The sequence below is a fragment of the Acinetobacter sp. YH16038 genome (genome assembly GCF_013417275.1).
Classification (GTDB): Bacteria; Pseudomonadota; Gammaproteobacteria; order Pseudomonadales; family Moraxellaceae; genus Acinetobacter.
In genome coordinates this window covers 197,095-215,974 of record NZ_VPEG01000004.1, presented here as the reverse complement: position 1 = coordinate 215,974, position 18,880 = coordinate 197,095, and the positions used below count along the sequence as shown (strand labels likewise).

The 18,880-nt window shown below is 42.9% G+C and carries 18 protein-coding genes; 11 read left to right on the top strand and 7 right to left on the bottom strand.

Annotation, left to right across the window (positions count from 1 at the left end; all coding sequences use genetic code 11):
* Positions 1–57 precede the first annotated feature (57 nt).
* From FTV34_RS02470 to FTV34_RS02445, 6 genes are all read left to right on the top strand, one after another.
* Positions 58–642 (top strand): cob(I)yrinic acid a,c-diamide adenosyltransferase, encoded by a 585-nt coding sequence (locus tag FTV34_RS02470; protein WP_180068722.1) that lies wholly within the window; start codon positions 58–60, stop codon positions 640–642.
* A 145-nt stretch (positions 643–787) separates the two neighbouring features.
* On the top strand, positions 788–1,501 hold the full coding sequence (locus tag FTV34_RS02465) for a glycerophosphodiester phosphodiesterase (RefSeq protein ID WP_104495371.1): 714 nt from the start codon (positions 788–790) through the stop codon (positions 1,499–1,501).
* Positions 1,502–1,925: 424 nt separating this feature from the next.
* Complete coding sequence (locus FTV34_RS02460; RefSeq protein WP_034705146.1) at positions 1,926–3,092, top strand: acyl-CoA desaturase; 1,167 nt, start codon at positions 1,926–1,928, stop codon at positions 3,090–3,092.
* A gap of 138 nt (positions 3,093–3,230) precedes the next feature.
* Positions 3,231–4,676: a YdiU family protein gene (locus tag FTV34_RS02455; protein ID WP_180068720.1), complete on the top strand. Its 1,446-nt coding sequence runs from the start codon at positions 3,231–3,233 to the stop codon at positions 4,674–4,676.
* A 76-nt stretch (positions 4,677–4,752) separates the two neighbouring features.
* The gene (locus tag FTV34_RS02450) at positions 4,753–5,127 is read left to right on the top strand and encodes an MmcQ/YjbR family DNA-binding protein (protein WP_180068718.1); all 375 of its coding nucleotides are present in this window, start codon (positions 4,753–4,755) and stop codon (positions 5,125–5,127) included.
* Between the two features lie 15 nt (positions 5,128–5,142).
* Positions 5,143–5,697, top strand: coding sequence for a GNAT family N-acetyltransferase (locus FTV34_RS02445; RefSeq protein ID WP_180068716.1), 555 nt, complete (start codon positions 5,143–5,145; stop codon positions 5,695–5,697).
* Between the two features lie 93 nt (positions 5,698–5,790).
* Here FTV34_RS02445 and FTV34_RS02440 read toward each other — a convergent pair whose 3' ends face one another.
* The 4 genes from FTV34_RS02440 to baeS form a co-directional block, all read right to left on the bottom strand.
* Entirely contained in the window at positions 5,791–7,146 is a 1,356-nt protein-coding gene (locus FTV34_RS02440) for an amino acid permease (protein ID WP_180068714.1), read from the bottom strand.
* Positions 7,147–7,365: 219 nt separating this feature from the next.
* Positions 7,366–7,872 (bottom strand): GNAT family N-acetyltransferase, encoded by a 507-nt coding sequence (locus FTV34_RS02435; RefSeq protein ID WP_180002338.1) that lies wholly within the window; start codon positions 7,870–7,872, stop codon positions 7,366–7,368.
* A 90-nt stretch (positions 7,873–7,962) separates the two neighbouring features.
* Complete coding sequence (locus tag FTV34_RS02430; RefSeq protein ID WP_034704234.1) at positions 7,963–8,649, bottom strand: response regulator; 687 nt, start codon at positions 8,647–8,649, stop codon at positions 7,963–7,965.
* A gap of 14 nt (positions 8,650–8,663) precedes the next feature.
* On the bottom strand, positions 8,664–10,328 hold the full coding sequence (baeS, locus tag FTV34_RS02425) for a sensor histidine kinase efflux regulator BaeS (protein ID WP_180068712.1): 1,665 nt from the start codon (positions 10,326–10,328) through the stop codon (positions 8,664–8,666).
* Positions 10,329–10,465: 137 nt separating this feature from the next.
* Between baeS and FTV34_RS02420 the strand changes: the two genes are divergently transcribed.
* The 3 genes from FTV34_RS02420 (at position 10,466) to FTV34_RS02410 (ending at position 15,159) form a co-directional block, all read left to right on the top strand.
* Positions 10,466–11,095, top strand: a complete 630-nt coding sequence (locus tag FTV34_RS02420) for a hypothetical protein (RefSeq protein WP_180068710.1) — start codon at positions 10,466–10,468, stop codon at positions 11,093–11,095.
* A gap of 310 nt (positions 11,096–11,405) precedes the next feature.
* Entirely contained in the window at positions 11,406–13,208 is a 1,803-nt protein-coding gene (locus FTV34_RS02415) for an acyl-CoA dehydrogenase C-terminal domain-containing protein (protein WP_180068708.1), read from the top strand.
* 169 nt (positions 13,209–13,377) lie between these two features.
* Positions 13,378–15,159 (top strand): acyl-CoA dehydrogenase C-terminal domain-containing protein, encoded by a 1,782-nt coding sequence (locus FTV34_RS02410; protein ID WP_005232064.1) that lies wholly within the window; start codon positions 13,378–13,380, stop codon positions 15,157–15,159.
* 52 nt (positions 15,160–15,211) lie between these two features.
* Here the strand turns inward: FTV34_RS02410 and FTV34_RS02405 are convergent, their stop codons facing one another.
* Positions 15,212–15,418, bottom strand: a complete 207-nt coding sequence (locus FTV34_RS02405; protein ID WP_125279369.1) for a hypothetical protein — start codon at positions 15,416–15,418, stop codon at positions 15,212–15,214.
* A 173-nt stretch (positions 15,419–15,591) separates the two neighbouring features.
* Between FTV34_RS02405 and FTV34_RS02400 the strand changes: the two genes are divergently transcribed.
* Positions 15,592–16,089, top strand: coding sequence for a phosphate-starvation-inducible protein PsiE (locus FTV34_RS02400; RefSeq protein WP_159124143.1), 498 nt, complete (start codon positions 15,592–15,594; stop codon positions 16,087–16,089).
* Between the two features lie 91 nt (positions 16,090–16,180).
* Here FTV34_RS02400 and FTV34_RS02395 read toward each other — a convergent pair whose 3' ends face one another.
* On the bottom strand, positions 16,181–16,621 hold the full coding sequence (locus tag FTV34_RS02395) for an RcnB family protein (protein WP_180068706.1): 441 nt from the start codon (positions 16,619–16,621) through the stop codon (positions 16,181–16,183).
* Positions 16,622–16,799: 178 nt separating this feature from the next.
* Here FTV34_RS02395 and FTV34_RS02390 point away from each other — a divergent pair, with 178 nt between their 5' ends.
* Positions 16,800–17,258: a hypothetical protein gene (locus FTV34_RS02390; RefSeq protein WP_004782151.1), complete on the top strand. Its 459-nt coding sequence runs from the start codon at positions 16,800–16,802 to the stop codon at positions 17,256–17,258.
* 82 nt (positions 17,259–17,340) lie between these two features.
* Here the strand turns inward: FTV34_RS02390 and FTV34_RS02385 are convergent, their stop codons facing one another.
* The gene (locus FTV34_RS02385) at positions 17,341–18,804 is read right to left on the bottom strand and encodes a phospholipase D family protein (RefSeq protein ID WP_159124088.1); all 1,464 of its coding nucleotides are present in this window, start codon (positions 18,802–18,804) and stop codon (positions 17,341–17,343) included.
* Positions 18,805–18,880 lie beyond the last annotated feature (76 nt).

Genomic DNA, 18,880 nt, shown 5'->3' with positions numbered 1-18,880 from the left:
TCATGCCTATGGCATGATTCTTTTTATTTACAGCATTTAATCATTTAAGGAACTCTCATGGGTCACCGTTTAAGTAAAATTTACACGCGCACAGGCGATTCGGGCACTACCGGACTGGGTGATGGCTCACGCGTTGCCAAAGATGACTTGCGTATTGCCGCGCTCGGTGATGTGGACGAGCTAAATGCCATCATTGGGGTTTTACGCGCACAAATCGCGGCAAGCAGCATTCAGGATAAAGCGACTTGGGATAAATCTTTAAGCCTGATCCAGCACTGGTTGTTTGATCTGGGTGGTGAAGTGTGTATCCCTGGCTTTAACCTGGTTCAACCAGTCTCGATTGATTTTCTGGAAAATGACATCGATCGTATGAATGAAGCTTTGCCGATGCTGAAAGATTTTATTTTGCCTACGGGTACTTTAGTTTGCAGTTTTGCTCATCAAGCCCGTGCCGTGTGCCGTCGTGCAGAGCGCAGCGTGATGTCAGTTCACTCACGCGACCAGAATATTCAGGCGACTTCCCTGCAGCTATTAAATCGCCTATCTGACTGGCTGTTTGTGGCTTCACGCACCTTGCAACGTGTTGAAGGTGGTTCTGAGGTGTTATGGCAAAAAAATATCAACGAAACCATTGATCAATAAATCCGCTAAAATGTATTAAATTGCACGGAAAATTCTGCGCCAACAGTATTTGCAACAAAGTGTTTCAGGCGCAGAATATTGCAATACTCCTGTCACAACTCTTCATCATTATGTTTTCATCTTCACTTCTTCAGGTTATCGCAGCATGCGCATAATTGGACATCGCGGTGCGCGTGGGGAAGCACCTGAAAATACACTAGGCGGTTTTCAATATATTCAGGATATCGGGATTCGCGCAGTCGAATTTGACGTACGCCAGCTTAAAGACAATGCCCTGATCATCATGCATGATGATAATTTTGTACGCACTACCGGTTTGCAAAAGCCCCTCTACGAATGTAGCCGTCAGGATCTCAGTCAATATAATCACGCAGTAAAATGGTCAGAATGGAACAAGGTCGAAGCCACTCCTATGCTGGATCAGACCTTAACCGTGATTCATAACTTTGACCATATTGAAGTTGAAGTCAAAAGTGTAGCGAGCCAGGCCGATGCTGAAAAAATCACGCTTGAGCTTGAACAGCAGTTACAGGGTTATGAGCAGTCAGTCGTGATTACCAGTTTTGATCCTAAAATCCATCAGGCTTTGCAACAGCAAAATTCCAGTTTAAAACGCGGCCTTCTGATTGAAACAGATGTGAAATATCAGGCAATTGATCAAGCCTTGGAACTTGGCTGTTGTCAGATTGGCTGGATGAATGAACTGGCCAGCAAAGATATTATTCAGGCCACACAAGCTGCCGAACTCACCATCAGCGTCTGGACCGTAAATGATGTTAATCGTGCCAAAGAATTACGCGACTGGGGTATTCAGGGTCTCATTACCGATTATCCGAAGTTAATGATGCAACATCTTTAAAGGACCCAAAATGCAAGATTCTATATATAGATTATTTTTCTTTAAGCCTTGAAAAATAATTTAAAGAAGAATGCCTGTCTGTAATCTTGTTTAACTTTGGGTTACGGGTTTGCTTACAAATTTATTTCTCTGCAATCTAGTAGAAAAAATGAACATTCATTTGACTCATTTTAAGAAAATAAATTTGATTAAAAGCTTCAAAAATCTCAGTGATTTACTCGGAAATCAGGGCCTGTCTAGCCCGCGAAAATGGTAGTTTTCATCCTACTTATTCTGTTACCGATAAGTACAATACAATCGTACAATAATGCTAGTGATGCCCTAGGGGGCGTGCTAATATGAATGACTTAACCGCTGTTAAAATAAACAATAGCGGCCTCTGCTTTTTCTTATGCCTTCCCAGGTTCCAGGAGTGCTGTTGGAGATGAATGCTCCCCTACCTCAAGCCCCAATTAACTGGGTCGCTGTGTTTGCTCTGGTAGTTTTACCCATTGTAGCTGTTATCGCGATTCCGTTATATGCGTATCACCATGATTTTAGCCTTGCCGCTTGGATCAGTATGTTTGTTTTGCTCGGCGTTAGCAGCCTGGGGATTACAGCGGGCTATCATCGTCTTTGGGCACATCGTGCTTATGAAGCGACTTTACCTTTAAAAATCATTTTAATGATCATGGGTACCTTTGCAGTGCAGAACAGTATTCTGTACTGGGGTTCAGGCCACCGTACCCATCACCGTCATGTCGATGACGTGGAAAAAGACCCATATTCAATTAATAACGGCTTCTGGTATGCGCACCTGGGCTGGATGCTGCGTGACTATCCTGCTGCAGAACCAAACTACAAAAATGCACCAGACCTGCAAAACGACAAAGTCGTTATGTTCCAGCACAAATACTATGTGCCTCTAGTAATTGCAGTACACGCTGCGATTCTATTGCCAATCGGCTGGGCTGTAGGCGATGTTTGGGGTGTATTATTATTGGGTGGTCTGGTGCGTTTAATCCTGAGCCATCATGTCACCTTCTTCATTAACTCACTGTGCCATATGTGGGGTTCACGTCCTTATACGGATGAAAACACTGCACGTGACAACTTCTGGTTAGCGATTGCGACTTGGGGTGAGGGTTATCATAACTATCATCACATCTTCCAGTATGATTACCGTAATGGCGTGAAATGGTGGCAATATGATCCAACCAAATGGTTAATCTGGACTTGCTCTAAACTGTGCCTTGCGAAAAATTTACGCCGTATTCCAAGCTTTAATATCAAAAAAGCTGAACTGGCAATGAAGTTTAAATATGCCGAGCAGGATCTGGCGGTATATGGTCATAATGTCAATGAAGACATTATCAATGTAAAAAGTAAAATTGCTCAGGAATATGAAGCCTTTACTCAAACATTGAATGACTGGGCCAAACTGAAAGAACAGGAAATTCAGGTGAAAAAGGCTGCTGTGGCAGAAAAGATTCACCAGATGGATGACAAACTTAAAGTTGAATTCCAGCTGGTTGAACAGCGTCTTTCTCATCATCGTGAAACACTGAATCTGTTAGTACGTAATTTGAAAAAAGCGCCTGTCTCTCAATAAGATTTAGATTCTCAAAAAAGCTCCTGAAATCAGGGGCTTTTTTTATTTCTACTCGTCTTACTTATACTTTCCTTTTACAACAGTTTTAAACAGAGATCTTTGTTATATTGCTTCTATTGCCTAAGTATTTTAACTGCCATGTATTTTAATTCCCGATATCAGACTCTCCCTCCTCGCCTTTATCATCATCAGCCTCCACTGCCTTTAAAAGGTGCTAAAGCGGGACATTTTAATGCTGCGCTTGCTGATCAACTGCAATGGTCTGAGGAAGATAAAGCACAATGGGTCGAAATCTGTAGTGGTCAAAAAACCTTTGCCGAGTTTGAACCTTTGGCCATGGTTTATGCTGGCCATCAGTTTGGACAATGGGCAGGACAACTGGGTGATGGACGTGGTTTATTGATCGCTCAGATTCTGGATAAAGATCATCAGACCATTGATCTGCATTTAAAAGGTGCTGGTGCAACGCCTTATTCACGTATGGGAGATGGTCGTGCAGTGTTACGCTCGGTGATTCGGGAATACCTAGCCGGACACGCCTTAAATGCACTAGGTGTAGAGTCCAGTAATGCGGTTGGTTTTACCTCTTCCGCTCAAGGTGTACAGCGTGAAAAACTGGAACCGGGTGCAATGCTATTACGGACGTCTGACTGTCATATCCGGTTTGGACATTTTGAATGGATCAATCAGTATCAGCCAGACCTATTGCCTGTATTCACACAAAAATGTATGGAATGGCATTACCCGCAATGTCTGCAAGCAGAACAGCCTATTCTGGCATTTGCTACCCAAGTGATTCAGCGCACAGCAGTGATGATTGCCAAATGGCAACTGGTCGGATTTGCGCATGGTGTCATGAACACCGACAACCTGAATATTACCGGTTCAACGCTAGACTTTGGCCCGTATGGGTTTATGGAGCGTTTCCGTCCCAACTGGATTAATAACCACTCGGATTATCAGGGTCGCTATACTTATCAGCAGCAACCAAGCATCGGCCACTGGAACTTGTGGATGTGGCTGAATAACCTGATTCCATTATGTCCTGAAAACTATGATGAAGAACAATGGAAACAGGATCTGGCCCAATGTCTGGAACATTATGAACCGACCTTCCTGGAACATTATAAGCATGGCCTAAACCAGAAAATGGGCTTACCGAGTTTTCACAAAGACAGCTTTGACTGCGCCATGGCTTTTCTCAGAATCTTACAAAGCGAGCAACTCGACTATACGCAAAGCTTTATTCGCCTGCAGAATCATGAATATGAAGCAATCAAGGATGATTGTTTGGATCGCCGTCAGTTTGAAGCATTCCTGACTCAATATGAAGCGATCCGCGAACATCAGGATACCGGAGAATTAGATGCCGCCATGCAACTCGTCAATTCACACTATATCCTGCGCAATCATATGGCACAGAAAGCCATTGAACTAGCTGAGCGGGATGACTTTTCCGAAGTCGATCGCCTGTTTAAATTATTAAGTCAGCCTTATTTAAAACAGCCAGATCTGGAACACCCTGAAGATCTAGGACCATTGCCGAGTGATGTGCCTGAAGTCATGGTGAGTTGTTCATCTTAATTTATTCATAAGACGACCAAAAACTGTGGATAATTTAAGCATTATCCACAGTTTTATTTCGGTTTATTCATAACTTATGACCTTATATCAAATCTCAACACAGATAGCGATAAGTTTACCTGAAGTCACTGTGACTCAGCCTTTCGGTGAAGGTTGTGATGTATTCAAAGTGCTAGATAAAGTCTTTATGCTTCAGTTTTATCTTCAAGGCAAAGCTGTCATTAATTTAAAAGTAGCGCCTGATCATGGTACTATGCTGCGAGATATTTACTCTTATATCCACGCAGGCTGGCATATGAATAAACGGCACTGGATTTCAGTGTATGAAAATAATGAATTGGATGAACCTCTGATTGAGGACCTAGTACAGAATTCTTATGAATTAGTAATATCGAAATTAAAGAAAGCAGAAAAAGTACGAATTGAATTATTACGAACATTAGAAAAATAAGTGCAGATACCACCGATGACTAAGATCAAACCAATAACATTAAAGACAAAGAGTTTAATTCTTCGCTCCTACCACTGTGGTGATGAAATCAATTTATTTCAAAACTATTTTAGCGATCTAGCAGCGTCAAAATATTTGCAAAGACATCCACATCGGAACCAAACTCAAACTCGACAAACTTTAGAAAACTGGGCGGGACAAAAGTGGGAAAACTCAGATCCTGAGTTTATGTGGATTATTGCAGATCATTTAACCCAGCAACCTATGGGTATTTTGATCTTTATACAAAGGCATGACATTGGAGAAATTCACTTCGGGCTTGGGACTCCTTATCAGGGACAAGGTTTGATGTGTGAAGCGATGACTTCAGTGATCCAATTTTTAAAACAAACTAAAAAACTCAATAGAATTGAAACCTTTTGTGCTACTGAACATTTAGCGTCAAGACAAGTGTTAGAAAAAACAGGTTTTCATAAACAGCAACTGCTTCGTGCTTGGACCATCTTTCCTTTATTGGGAAATGACCTTAAAGACTGTATTCAGTATATTCTGCCACTAAGATCAAAATAAACCTTAACTCATCTAAAAGCTTTAGATATTGCGACAATATGAAAAAAGCCCAATCATTTCTGGTCGGGCTTCTTCTGATTGGAGATTTTAGGCTTAAGCATTCCTTTTATTCAGAAACTTAAACACGCCAAACAACACCGCAATCCACACCGGCAACATTAACACTGACAACATAAAGCCTTGTGTCCACATGATGTATAAAATCATCAGCATAAAAGCTAAAACAAAATAGTTACTAAACGGCGCAAAGATTGCTGGAAATTTTGTTTGAATCCCCTTTCGTTTGATGGCTTGTCTAAATTTCAAATGAATCAAACTGATCATCATCCAGTTCAATACCGCAGCTGCTACTACAATATAAATCAGGTAACTCAACGCTTTTTCAGGCACAAAGTAATTCAGGATCACACAGCCAAAGATCAGAAATGCCGAAAACAATACCGCTGCCACAGGCACATCATGTTTATTCACGCTCTTAAATAATTGCGGTGCATTCCCTTGTTGAGCCAGCCCCATCAACATACGGCTATTGGCATACATGCCACTATTACAAACTGAAAGTGAAGCAGTTAAAATAATGAAATTCAGTAAATGTGCAGCCCATTCAATCCCCATCTGGCTGAAAATCATTACAAATGGACTATGATCTAAATCGCCTAAATTCAGCTGATTCCATGGTACGAGTGAAAGTAATACGGCAAGCGAGCAGATATAAAATAAAAATACCCGAATCACAGTTTGATTTACAGCACGTGGAATGTTCTTGTCAGGATTTTCGGTTTCTGCCGCTGCCATACTAATCAGCTCAATGCCGCCAAAGGCAAACATCATAAAGGCGAGCATATAAAACAGCCCATCAAAGCCATTCGGAAAAAATCCACCATGAATCCATAAATTGCTGATCGAAGCAGTTGAGGTTGCATCAGCAGTGAGGAGCAAATATATGCCAAAGATAATCATTGCAATGATGGCAAAGACTTTAATCATCGATAGCCAGAACTCAGACTCACCATAAATTTTGACATTGGCTAGGTTGGCAAGGGTTACCGCCAAAAAGAAAATGAGTACAGATACCCAGGCTGGAATATGTGGCCACCAGTAATTGATATATTTGCCAATGGCGGTCAGCTCTGTCATTGCGACCAGAATATATAAAATCCAGTAATTCCAGCCGGTTAAAAAGCCTGGAAATTTACCCCAGTATTTAAATGCAAAATAACTGAATGAACCAGTCACAGGCTCATGCACAATCATCTCACCTAACTGGCGCATAATCAGGAATGCAATCAAACCACCAATCAAATAGCCCAGAATAATGGAAGGTCCTGCGGACTGAATAATCTGTGCGGACCCCAAGAATAATCCGGTTCCAATGGCCCCGCCCATAGCAATCAGCTGGATATGACGGTTCTTTAAACGGCGCTGTAGTTGCGGTGTTTCACTCTCCAAGACACGCTCTCATGATGAATAAAAACCGAATTGTAGCGGGTATCCAACTAATCAACTAATACATAAATTTAAGTTATTAATTATTAAACTTTTATTTTTTATATCTACTCAGATAAAAAGAAATATAAATAATTGATTTCATAATAGATACTAGTTAAAAGCTATTTTACATTTCAAAACTCCATAACTTCTAAATAGAAATAGCTCGTTTTTGATGAATTATTGTGTCGCATTAAACGCCTCATGGTAGACCACTTCTCCCTGTGGAATAGATCCATTAAATGCAATGACTTGAAAATATTCTGGAGGAACATCCTTGAGGTAAAGTTCTGGAAAAGCCTTAAACCCGAAACGACCATAATATTGAGGATCACCGAGCACTACACATCCTTGAGCCCCCAACTGTTGCAGGCGATCTAAAGCTACCCGTATAAGTAAAGTGCCGATTCCCTGTCCTTGTTTTGCAGGTAATACCGAAATTGGGCCAAGACCGTACCAGCCAGTTTCACCTGAAGAGATAGTGACAGGTGAAATAGCCACATGGCCAACCAGCTGATTATTTTCAAGTGCAACTAGAGAAATCGTTAACTGCCCATGCGTGCGCAAAGCATTGACAATAAATTGTTCAGTATGACTTGAATGGTCAGTATTTTGAAAAGCCGCTCGGGTCAATTTAGCAATGGCTAGAATATCTTCTAGCCGTTCATCCCGAATGATGATTTTCATTATTTTGGCTCTCTTATATTGATCATTTTCAGAAATAAAAAAGCGAACAAACCAAGAAGTCTATCCGCTTTTCTTTAACGAATTCGAATATCAGTCTTCAGGATATTCAAAACGATACCCTACACCATAAACGGCCTGAATCCATTCATGACGATTTCCGGTTTCTGCAGCATCTGAAATTTTGCGACGCAGGTTCTTGATATGACTATCAATCACACGGTCTGCCACATCAAAACTGTCCGGATTGATATGATCAAGTAGCTGTGCACGTGAATACACCTGGCCGACATGTTCTAGGAACAGCTCCAGCAAACGGAATTCAGTCGGTGTCAGGTTCAAGGCTTTTTGCTGGTACCAGATACGCTGTTGTGATTTATCCATACGGAATAGATCATTGCTTTCCGGCTCAGCTTTACGGTCTAAACGGCGTAATACGGCTTGCACACGGGCAACCAGTTCTTTTGGACTAAATGGCTTGCAGATATAGTCATCCGCGCCCATATTCAAGCCCAGTACACGGTCAATTTCTTCAGTACGCGCAGTCACCATAATGATCGGCAAGTCTGATTGCTCACGTACTTTACGGCAAATGGTCAGACCATCCATACGCGGCACCATCAAGTCCAGGATCATCAGGCTCGGTTTACGCTGGGTAAAACTGTTATATGCTTCTTGCCCATCATGAAACACGCTGACTTCAAAACCAGCAGCCTCTAGATAATCTCGCACCAACAGGGCAAGTTCGACTTCGTCTTCAACCAGCATAATATGTTTCATGAATATATTTTCCTTTATAGTTTCATTTGTTTAGGAAAGCTCAGTTTGCATCGTAAACCACCTAATGGTGAATGTGCAAAGCTTAAGCTACCACCCATAGCCTGAGTAATTTTACAAGATAAGGCCAGACCCAAGCCTGTCCCACCGGTGGCACGGGTACGCGAATCATCAACACGATAGAAACGCTCACCAATGCGGGCCAGCTGCTCATCAGTCAAACCGAATGGGCTGTCATCGACATATAAAGTCCATTCTTTCTCATTCTGTTCGGTATGGATATGTACCTGACCACCGGCTTCTGTATAACGGATACTGTTGCTAAGCAGGTTAGCTACAATCTGCTTGAAACGGTCCAGATCCAGCTCGACTTCAGCACCGTCACCTTCAATAGTCACTTTCAGATCAGCCTGTTCAAATTTAGGCTGGAAGTTCATTAATTCCTGCTGCACCACCTCCCATGGATTTACAGTTGCATAGTAAAACTGTAATTGCTGGGCATCAGCCTGCGCTAGAGCTGCCAGATCCTGAGTCAGTTTTTTCAGGCTGGTTACCTGTGCCAACATCGACGCAAAATGCTCTGGTGTCGGTTTACGGATTCCATCCTGCATCGCTTCAATCTGTGCCTGCAAGACTGCCAGCGGAGTTTTCAATTCATGTGAAGTATCTGCTACCCACTGACGGCGTGAAGTTTCATGCTGATCCAAAATCACGGCCAGTTGATTCAGCTCATTAGACAGATCACCCAGCTCATCATTACGTTTCACTTTCACCTGATGCTGATAATTACCACGAGTCAATTCACGCGTACCGTTCAACAAACGCTGAATCGGTTTTTTAAAATAAGTTGCCAGTAATAATGCAGCAATCAGACTGGCTAGAATACTTAAACCATAAACTAAAAATAGGTAACGTTTCTGATTACTAAAGAAATTAATACTTAAAGCATCATCTTGGTCTAAAACCGGTTTCAAGCCCAGATAACCGACCACCTGGTTTTCAACCATAATTGGACGATAGGAAATCTGCTCATCAGATGCTTCGCCTACTACAAAACGACGTTTGGCATCATAGAGTGACAGGCGTGAACTCAGACCCAGACGGTCTGGCATCTGAATAAACTGCTTCTTGCCAGTGGGCTGCTGAACCGGCTGTTGACCGCCATTATTGTCTTTACGGTCGGTTCTAAACAGGTTCTGATTGGAGCTAAGTGGAAATCTTAAACCTTCAAAGGGCTGGAATTGTGAAGGCAGGTTAGATGCCAGAATACGTAATTCTTCTTCATTGACTGAACGTGGTGTTAAATTTGGCTCGACCATACTTGAAGGCGCTACAGTGGCTAAGGTCTGCTCATGAAAGTAACGCTGCTGTAAGGCAATATCATACTGACGCCGCAACCACCAGCGCGATAAACGGTCATAATCATCCGGTGCAGCTTCACCTTCAATTTGCAGAATCTGCGCCTGAATGGCATTACCCCAGTCTTCATATACCGTATAGACATCAGCCAGATTCTCGATTACATGATCCAGCTTCTGCATTTCTACATCCGCCACATAGCGGGTAAAGTTGCGCTGCATATTCAGATGCAATACGCCCAGACTCACCGTGGTAATTACCAAGGTGGTCAATAAAACAGTCAAAAACAGACGTAATGCAATCGGAATACGGCGAATCTTCAAAGTAAAAATCTCAGTTTTTCTTCTCTATATTCATTATTGTAGCGAACACAGACTTAAAAAACTCTCCATTGTTTCTTCATCTTTATTATTTAATCTTTACTCATCAAAAAGAATCAGCTCTTGAATGGGGTAAAAACATGAAAGCAATGACAAAAATCGCCTTAATCAGTGCCAGTGTTTTATCGATGGGTGCATTGACCGCCTGTCAATCTACGAGCAACGTGAATGAGCAGAAAGATCATTCTCGTATGATGAAACATCATGAAGGTCAAAAACAGCATCGTCTCACTCCAGAGCAACGCGAACAATTCAAAGCCGCTCGTGCAGAACGCATGCAATTGCATAAACAGATTCAACAGGCCTGTGACGGTAAAGCTGTAGGTAGTGCAGTCCAAATCAAGGCGGGTGATAAAACCATTGATGGGCAATGCAAGATTTCTTTCAAACCTGACCATAAAGGCATCACAGGTCAACGTGGTGAATTCCGTAGTATGCGCGGTGAACATCGTCCAATGCGTGATGAATTCCGAGGTGGTATGAACCGTGGAGAAGCATTAACGGATAGTCAACGTGCAGAAATGGTTAAACAGTATGATCAGCGTTTATCAGAACGTCAGGCTCTACAAACTGCGTTTGCCAACGCTTGTAAAGGTCAAACCCACGGCAAGGCCGTTCAAGTGAAAGCGGGTACTCAAACTATTGATGGTCAATGTATCGTGCACTTCCAGCCGAATGCACCCATTAAGATGACTAAAGCTGCATCTTAATCTTCTTCTACGTTTCTTATTCCTTCAAATTCAGGCACCTTCGGGTGCCTTTTTTTTATAGCTGACTCCTCAGTCCTCTTTTGACCATTCATGTTCTGCTAATTTCTACAAAAGTCTTTGCAGTCAATATGTTTACTGTTCTGTGCAGATTAATCTTTGACTTTATAGTCACCAAGAAAGCCGCCTGAAAGCTTGTATGGCTGGGCAAGATGTTGCACGATTAGATTCATAGCAATACGTGTCACTGAAGGCACGTTTCAATTAATTTAGGATGATAACGCTGGTCTAAACCAGTATTGAGGAAACCGATATGCCACAATACAAAGCGCCCTTACGTGACATGCAATTCGTTCTACACGAATTATTAAATGCTGAAGAACATTACGCAAAACTTCCTGCGTTTCAAGAAAACGTAAGCCGTGAGTTGGTTGATCAGTACCTAGAAGCTGCAGCTGACTTCTGTGAAAATGAATTATCTCCTCTAAACCAAGTAGGCGACCGTGAAGGTTGTACCTGGAATGACGGCGTTGTAACAACACCGACTGGCTTTAAAGAAGCGTACCAAAAATACATCGAGCTAGGCTTCCCTTCTCTTTCTGCGGAAGAGCAATATGGCGGTCAAGGCTTACCGAACTCTTTAGGTATTACCATTTCTGAAATGGTCGGTACTGCGAACTGGGCATGGGGCATGTACCCTGGCCTGTCTCATGGTGCGGTACGTACTTTAGAACACCATGGTTCTCAAGAACAAAAAGATGCTTACCTGCCTAACCTGGTATCAGGTGTCTGGACAGGTACCATGTGTCTAACTGAATCTCATGCAGGTTCTGACCTGGGTATTATCCGTACTAAAGCTGAGCCACAAGCGGATGGCAGCTATGCAATCTCTGGCGAGAAGATCTTTATCTCTGCTGGTGAACATGACATGGCTGAAAACATCATCCATATCGTGCTGGCTCGTCTACCGGGCGCACCTAAAGGTACTAAAGGTATTTCGCTGTTCATCGTACCGAAGTTCAACCTGAATGCTGACGGTTCTATCGGTGAACGTAATGGCGTACGTTGTGGTTCGATCGAACACAAAATGGGGATCCATGGTAATGCAACGTGTGTCATCAACTTTGATAACGCAAAAGGCTTCCTGATTGGACCTGAAAACCGTGGTCTGAACTGCATGTTCACTTTCATGAACACTGCACGTATCGGTACTGCTGTACAAGGTTTGTCTGCATCTGAGTCTTCTTTCCAAGGCGCGTTAGCTTATGCCAAAGACCGTTTGGCAATGCGTTCTTTAACTGGCCCTAAAGCACCTGAAAAAGAAGCAGACCCGATTATCGTTCACCCAGCAGTACGTAATATGCTGTTAACTCAAAAAGCATTTGCTGAAGGTGGTCGTGCACTGGTTTACCTGTTGGCTCAATATGCTGATGTGGTTGAACAAGGTACTTCTGAAGAAGAGCGCAAGTTCGCTGACAATATCCTGTCGCTATTAACTCCAATCGCAAAAGCATTCCTGACTGAAACTGGTTCAGAAGCTGCGAAACATGGTGTTCAAGTCTTCGGTGGTCACGGCTTTATCTCTGAGCATGGCATGGAACAAATCGTACGTGATACACGTATTGCCTGCCTGTACGAAGGTACGACTGAGATTCAAGCACTGGATCTGTTAGGCCGTAAAGTACTGGGTACTCAAGGTGCGATGTTGAAAGACTTCACTAAGATCATCCACAAATTTGCGGAAGCGAACAAAGACAATTCTGCAATGAAAGAATTTGTTGAACCGCTTGCGGCATTGAACAAAGAATGGGGTGACCTGACCATGCAGATTGGTATGCGTGCGATGCAAAACCCTGAAGAAGTGGGTGCAGCTGCAGTAGATTACCTGTACTTCTCTGGTTATGTAACACTGGCTTACCTGTGGGCTCGTATGGCACTGGTTGCTCAAGAGACTCTTGCTGCAGGTACCACTGATGCAGACTTCTACAATGCTAAATTGACGACTGCACGCTTCTACTTCAAGAAAATCCTGCCACGTGTTCGTTCACACGTTGACGTGATTGCAACTGGTGTAGAACCGCTTATGTCTTTAGATGCTGAACATTTCGCATTCTAAGCTGATGCAGTTTTAAATGCATAATAAGAAAAAGGACGGCCATCTTCAGGCAGTCCTTTTTCTTTATAAAGAGTTACAGAATTAACCTTTAGTCGTCTAACATTCAGATTTTTAATGCTTTAGACTGAGCCAAAACAATCCAATTAAACAATAAAACAGGTGACATACTATGCCAATTTATAACGCGCCACTTGCTGACATGAAATTCATCCTGAATGATGTTTTCAATGCAGAACAGTTCTGGCAGGCCAATGAAAATCTTGCCCACTTGGATACTGCCACAGCAGAAGCCATTCTTGAAGAAATGGCGAAGTTTGCGCAAAACGTCATGCTTCCTCTGAACCGTACCGGCGATGAAGAAGGCGCAAAATATGAAAATGGCAATGTCACCACACCAGCTGGCTTTAAAGAAGCATTCAAACAATATGCTGAAGGCGGCTGGATCGGTCTGGGTGCAGATGCAGAATGGGGCGGCCAGGAAATGCCGAAAATGCTCACCGTACTTTCTGATGAAATGCTGTTTGCAACTAACCCATCTTTCATGCTCTACCCGCTTCTTTCTGTGGGTGCAGGTATGGCTTTAAACAGCTATGCATCTCAAGAGCAAAAAGAAACCTACCTTCCTAAAATCTACTCTGGCGAATGGTCAGGCACCATGTGCTTAACTGAGCCACATGCCGGTACTGATCTGGGTATTATCAAAACCAAAGCTGAACGTAATGAAGATGGTACGTACAGCATTACCGGTACCAAAATCTTTATCACGGGTGGTGACCACGATCTTGCTGAAAACATTATTCACCTGGTGCTGGCAAAAACACCTGATGCGCCTGCCGGCTCTCGCGGTATTTCCCTGTTCATTGTACCAAAGTTCCTGGTCAATGAAGATGGTTCAATTGGTGAACGTAATCCAGTTGGTCCTGGTTCAATCGAACACAAAATGGGGATCAAGGCCTCTGCAACTTGTGTAATGAACTTTGACGGTGCCAAAGGTTACCTGGTGGGCAAAGAAAATGAAGGTCTGGCCGCCATGTTCGTGATGATGAACTACGAACGTCTGTCTATGGGCATCCAGGGCCTAGGCGCCTCAGAATTTGCTTATCAAAATGCTGCGCAATATGCGACAGATCGTTTACAGGGTCGTAGTGCCCTTGGTGCTCAATCACCGGCTAAACCGGCAGACAGCATTTTAGTACATGGTGATGTACGTCGTATGTTGCTGAATGTTCGTGCGAACAACGAAGCATCTCGTGCATTTGCGGTGTATGTCGGTCAGCAACTGGATATCACCAAGTTCTCGACTGATCCTGAAGCCGTAAAAAAAGCCAATGACCGTGTGGCACTGTTGACACCAATCGCGAAAGCTTACCTGACGGATACTGCATTCCAGGCAACCCTAGATGCACAAATGGTCTTTGGTGGACATGGTTATATCCGTGAATGGGGTATGGAACAATGTATCCGTGACCTGCGTATCTCACAGATTTATGAAGGAACCAATGGCGTTCAGTCACAAGATTTAATCGGCCGTAAAACCATTAAATGTGGCGGTGCGTACATCGGTGAATACATCGAAGAAATCCGTGACTTTGCGAACCAGTTAGATGCAGACCTGAACTTCATTAAAGATGCAACTTTAGATGCAGCTACTGAAGTCGAATCATTGACTCAATTCGTGCTTGAAGCTGCTGGCGAAAATGCAGAATTCCCGAATGCAGCAGCAGTTGATTACCTACACGCAGTAGGCCTATTGAGCTTCTCTTATATGTTTGCACGTATTGCCAATGCTGCAAAAGACAAAGATGGCGAGTTCTACCAAAACAAACTTGCGCTTGCACGTTACTTCACGCAACGCATCTTGCCTGAACTTGCACTGCGTATCACTAAAGTGAAAGCTGGTTGCGAAGTAGTGATGAATTTCTCTGAAGATTACTTCACGACTCAAGCTTAATCTTGACGTGAATCCATATAAAAAGCCCTGCATCTGCAGGGCTTTTTATGCACTATACTTTTTCAATCAAGATCGTATCTGGTTGCGTCGTTATTTTAGGATTGAAATGCTTATTCACTATTTTAATTCCCCCTTGCGACTCTAAAGATTCACACAGTTCAAGTACCTTCTGCATCTCTTCAGCCTTGATCCCCGTGCCCAGGATTAATTTTTTTCCTGCTTCTAATTGACTAATTTTTGTTTGAATTTTGTCCAACATTTTTTTCTCCTATTTATTCAATGTAGTTCTCATACAATATAACAAGTTAGTGCAAAAAAAGTGCAAAAGTTCGAATAATTTCACTTTTATTTTATTTTTCTCTTTTTGTGCATGATCTTTGCTAGTTCTTTCCTGTTCATATGTTATTTCACATGAAAAATCTGGAGGAGAACATGAGTAAATCTGAGTCTAAAGTAAAAAGAATAGAAACTCTCCTCGACCGTTTTGGCAACCTTGCCGTTGAAAGTTTCCATTATCTTGCGCTGTTTATTATTGGCTGTATGGTGATCTGGTCCGCAGGTCATACCGTATTTGACATCTTGGCCGTCAAACAGTTTGCCACCATTGATGATATTCTTTTGCTGTTTATCTATCTGGAACTTGGTGCCATGGTCGGCATCTATTTCAAGACCAATCATATGCCGGTTCGGTTCCTGATTTATATTGCGATTACTGCCCTGACCCGTTTACTGATTTCTGATATTCAGCATACACACAAAGCCAGCATGGATCAGGTTATTATTACCGGTTCGATTCTGATTTTGGCTTTTGCCATTCTGGTGGTCCGTTATGCGTCCTGGACCTATCCATCCGTTATTCGCGACAAGCATAGCGAAAAGCCATTACCAGAAGGTAAAACTCCACGACCTGAGGATGATGAGTTGGCATAGTCATAGAAAAGTTCCCCTTTGCAAAAGGTGAGAAGCACTGCTTCGCAAGAGGGTAATTAATCACCCCTCCTAACAAGAGAGGGAATTTCTTTTAACGGTTATTCATCAACACATAACGACCATTTTCATAAATCCAGTGACTTCCGCGTGGTGGTGCCGGCAATCCCAAACGCTGCCAGTCAGTAATCACTGTATATCTCGAACTTTCAATGTAGGCCACATTTGGATCACCATTAACCCAACTATAGCTATTGGAATTCTGGTAAATCGTGGTCGGTGCCTGATACTGGATATTGAACCCGCTTTGGCTCTGTGCAGGAGAATAATAGCCGCCATGGGATGGACGTTGCGGATAGTAAGGCCGCTGCGAATGAGGAGGTTGCGGTGCATAATGAGGACGTGATGGAGGACGATGTTGAGGTTTAGAACGATCAACACCAGTATAGCCTACCCAGGCATTATCCGCCCAAGCGGGCACCGCAATACCAAACAGGAATGAAGCCAGCAATGCACCTGAAGCTAATTTTTTCATAAGTGCGTCCTCCAAAGATTTCTGACCATATTTTAACCAAAATCCATGCAGAAAATATGGATAAATCCCCTGCTGCTGCAAAGTTTTGTAATTGATTCCATGACTTTAACAGGCTTGCGTGATGAACGCTGAAGTGCGTATGCTAATATCACTTTTTTAATGCTTTGAGTTGCATACTGTGTCTGATTTAAATTTCGATCGTTTATATGAATATTTTTGCAAGGTACCCAGTGTTCAAAAAGGACTGATTGATAGCTATGGCTCAGATGGTAAACAGGCCTGGTGGTTTAAATTTCAGATCAATGTTGATCATCCTTTAGCATGGCAAACTGTGCAGGAACTGGGTCATGTCCTGAACTATATTTCTAAAAATGAGCGTCTGCCGACTCAGTTTCTGCCAGTTTCTCCACCGCCTTATATGAATGGTGTCGCTAAAGATTTCCTGTCTTGGGTCATTCAGTGTAATCATGCCGACTTCCCACCAGATGTAGTGTGTGACTGGCTAGAAGCACGTTTACCAAATCCGGTGGATGATGAAGCACAATGGAAAATTAAGACTGATATTTCTGAACTGGATGAGCTGACAGATAAAGAACTGGATCAACTGGTTCCGCCGAATCCAGAATCGAAAAGCTAATACTAGAAATCTCCCTAAATCCCTCTTTGATAAAGAGGGACTTTCCTCTCTTTTTTAAAGGGAGGTTAGGAGGGATTTAAAATCAAAACGTCGACCAACCACTCCATTCCATAAAACGGTATAACCAGTATTTCCAGAATGACTCTTCAGCATATTGAGCATAGTCTACGCTCATGGAACGGCCATTCAAATTAGACCAGGCCGTATTGAAATACTGCTGCGCATCGCTAAAGACTTCCGCCTGAGGCTGTCCCACCACACGCAAATTGGTTTCCAGATTATAATTTTTCAGATTACGTGCCGTGAAATTTGCTGAACCCAAAATCATTTCAGCTTGCTGGGCACCATATTTCATCAGAATTTTGTTGTGACATTGCTCGCCTTGAGTATTACACCAGCGTACCGGAATACCAGCTTTATGCAGTTCTGAAGCCACCTGCCGGTTAGGAATGCCATTTTTTTCACGACCAAATGCATCTTTATTTGGATCAAGTAAAACCCGAAGTTTCACTCCGCGCTCATGCGCTGCAATTAACCCTTTCACAATCTTACGTTCTGACAGATAGAACATGGCCAGATCAATCTGCTCATCTGCTTTCGCCGTTTCAAGCAGCTTTAGAACTCCCTCATAAATGGCTTTTTCAGTTAGCACCTGAACTTGAGGCTGTTTTTTTTCTGCTTCAAACTCACCTGCAATCACAGCCGGCATATTGGCTTGAGACATGATCCCGACCGCCTGTTCTGTCGCAAGAATATCAATCGCTGTTCTGCCCCAGACCAGTAGACCAATATTGGAGTGCCGTGAACTGCCATCATGTGGGTTCATTGAGGTAACCAGTGCTTTCCAGCCCTGATCTGTATCCACGACCAGTGTTTTACGATGATTGGCTTTGAAATTAAACAGGTCGAAATAACTGCGTAAGGTCACTTTTTCTGGACCAAATGGATTCGGCAACCAGCCTTTTTCCGGATTATTGCCAATCCCCTGACAGCACAGATACCAGAAACCTGACCAGCTTGGATTAGAAGCACGCAGCGGTGTCAGATTGGTTTCGATTACATCTACTCCCGCCTGACGCAGTTCACGATAATGCTGTGCTGTAATTCCACCGTAGACAGAATTAATCGGATCGGTAATAAATTTGATTTCCACTTCAGGCTGCATTAATCGCTTGTTAAGTAAGGCCTCTGTGAGCTGTTTGCTGAGTGCCTGATGTTCCTGTTTAGAGGCACCGGTCTGCTGATTAAACAGAAACATATCCAGCACGATCAGGGATTTTGCTTCCTCAACCATTTTCAGCATTTCATTAAAAATCTGATGATCCAGTTGCTGCTTGCCCTGTGTATCTAGATAAGTCTGATCGACCAGAAATTTCACCTGTGCATGGCGCAGCTTACCCGTGTAATTCAGCCCTTCAGGTAAGGGTTTATAAGTATGATAAATTGCTGAAGCCAGATAACTGGCCATCAGCACACCAATGATCAAGGCCGCATAACGGCGGTTTGACCAGTTCAGTTTATTGTGAATTCGTTGAAAGATACGCATAAAAAAAAACCTAACCCAATATACTCAGGCTAGGTTTAATCTGATGATTTTTCAAGTCTATTTCAGTGACAGTACT

What these genes read in the sequence shown, in the direction of transcription:
- FTV34_RS02470 (WP_180068722.1), top strand. Translation starts at nt 58, where the DNA reads ATGGGTCACCGTTTAAGTAAAATTTACACGCGCACAGGCGATTCGGGC.
- FTV34_RS02465 (WP_104495371.1), top strand. Translation starts at nt 788, where the DNA reads ATGCGCATAATTGGACATCGCGGTGCGCGTGGGGAAGCACCTGAAAAT.
- FTV34_RS02460 (WP_034705146.1), top strand. Translation starts at nt 1,926, where the DNA reads ATGAATGCTCCCCTACCTCAAGCCCCAATTAACTGGGTCGCTGTGTTT.
- FTV34_RS02455 (WP_180068720.1), top strand. Translation starts at nt 3,231, where the DNA reads ATGTATTTTAATTCCCGATATCAGACTCTCCCTCCTCGCCTTTATCAT.
- FTV34_RS02450 (WP_180068718.1), top strand. Translation starts at nt 4,753, where the DNA reads ATGACCTTATATCAAATCTCAACACAGATAGCGATAAGTTTACCTGAA.
- FTV34_RS02445 (WP_180068716.1), top strand. Translation starts at nt 5,143, where the DNA reads ATGACTAAGATCAAACCAATAACATTAAAGACAAAGAGTTTAATTCTT.
- FTV34_RS02435 (WP_180002338.1), bottom strand. Translation starts at nt 7,872, where the DNA reads ATGAAAATCATCATTCGGGATGAACGGCTAGAAGATATTCTAGCCATT.
- FTV34_RS02430 (WP_034704234.1), bottom strand. Translation starts at nt 8,649, where the DNA reads ATGAAACATATTATGCTGGTTGAAGACGAAGTCGAACTTGCCCTGTTG.
- FTV34_RS02420 (WP_180068710.1), top strand. Translation starts at nt 10,466, where the DNA reads ATGAAAGCAATGACAAAAATCGCCTTAATCAGTGCCAGTGTTTTATCG.
- FTV34_RS02415 (WP_180068708.1), top strand. Translation starts at nt 11,406, where the DNA reads ATGCCACAATACAAAGCGCCCTTACGTGACATGCAATTCGTTCTACAC.
- FTV34_RS02410 (WP_005232064.1), top strand. Translation starts at nt 13,378, where the DNA reads ATGCCAATTTATAACGCGCCACTTGCTGACATGAAATTCATCCTGAAT.
- FTV34_RS02405 (WP_125279369.1), bottom strand. Translation starts at nt 15,418, where the DNA reads ATGTTGGACAAAATTCAAACAAAAATTAGTCAATTAGAAGCAGGAAAA.
- FTV34_RS02400 (WP_159124143.1), top strand. Translation starts at nt 15,592, where the DNA reads ATGAGTAAATCTGAGTCTAAAGTAAAAAGAATAGAAACTCTCCTCGAC.
- FTV34_RS02395 (WP_180068706.1), bottom strand. Translation starts at nt 16,621, where the DNA reads ATGAAAAAATTAGCTTCAGGTGCATTGCTGGCTTCATTCCTGTTTGGT.
- FTV34_RS02385 (WP_159124088.1), bottom strand. Translation starts at nt 18,804, where the DNA reads ATGCGTATCTTTCAACGAATTCACAATAAACTGAACTGGTCAAACCGC.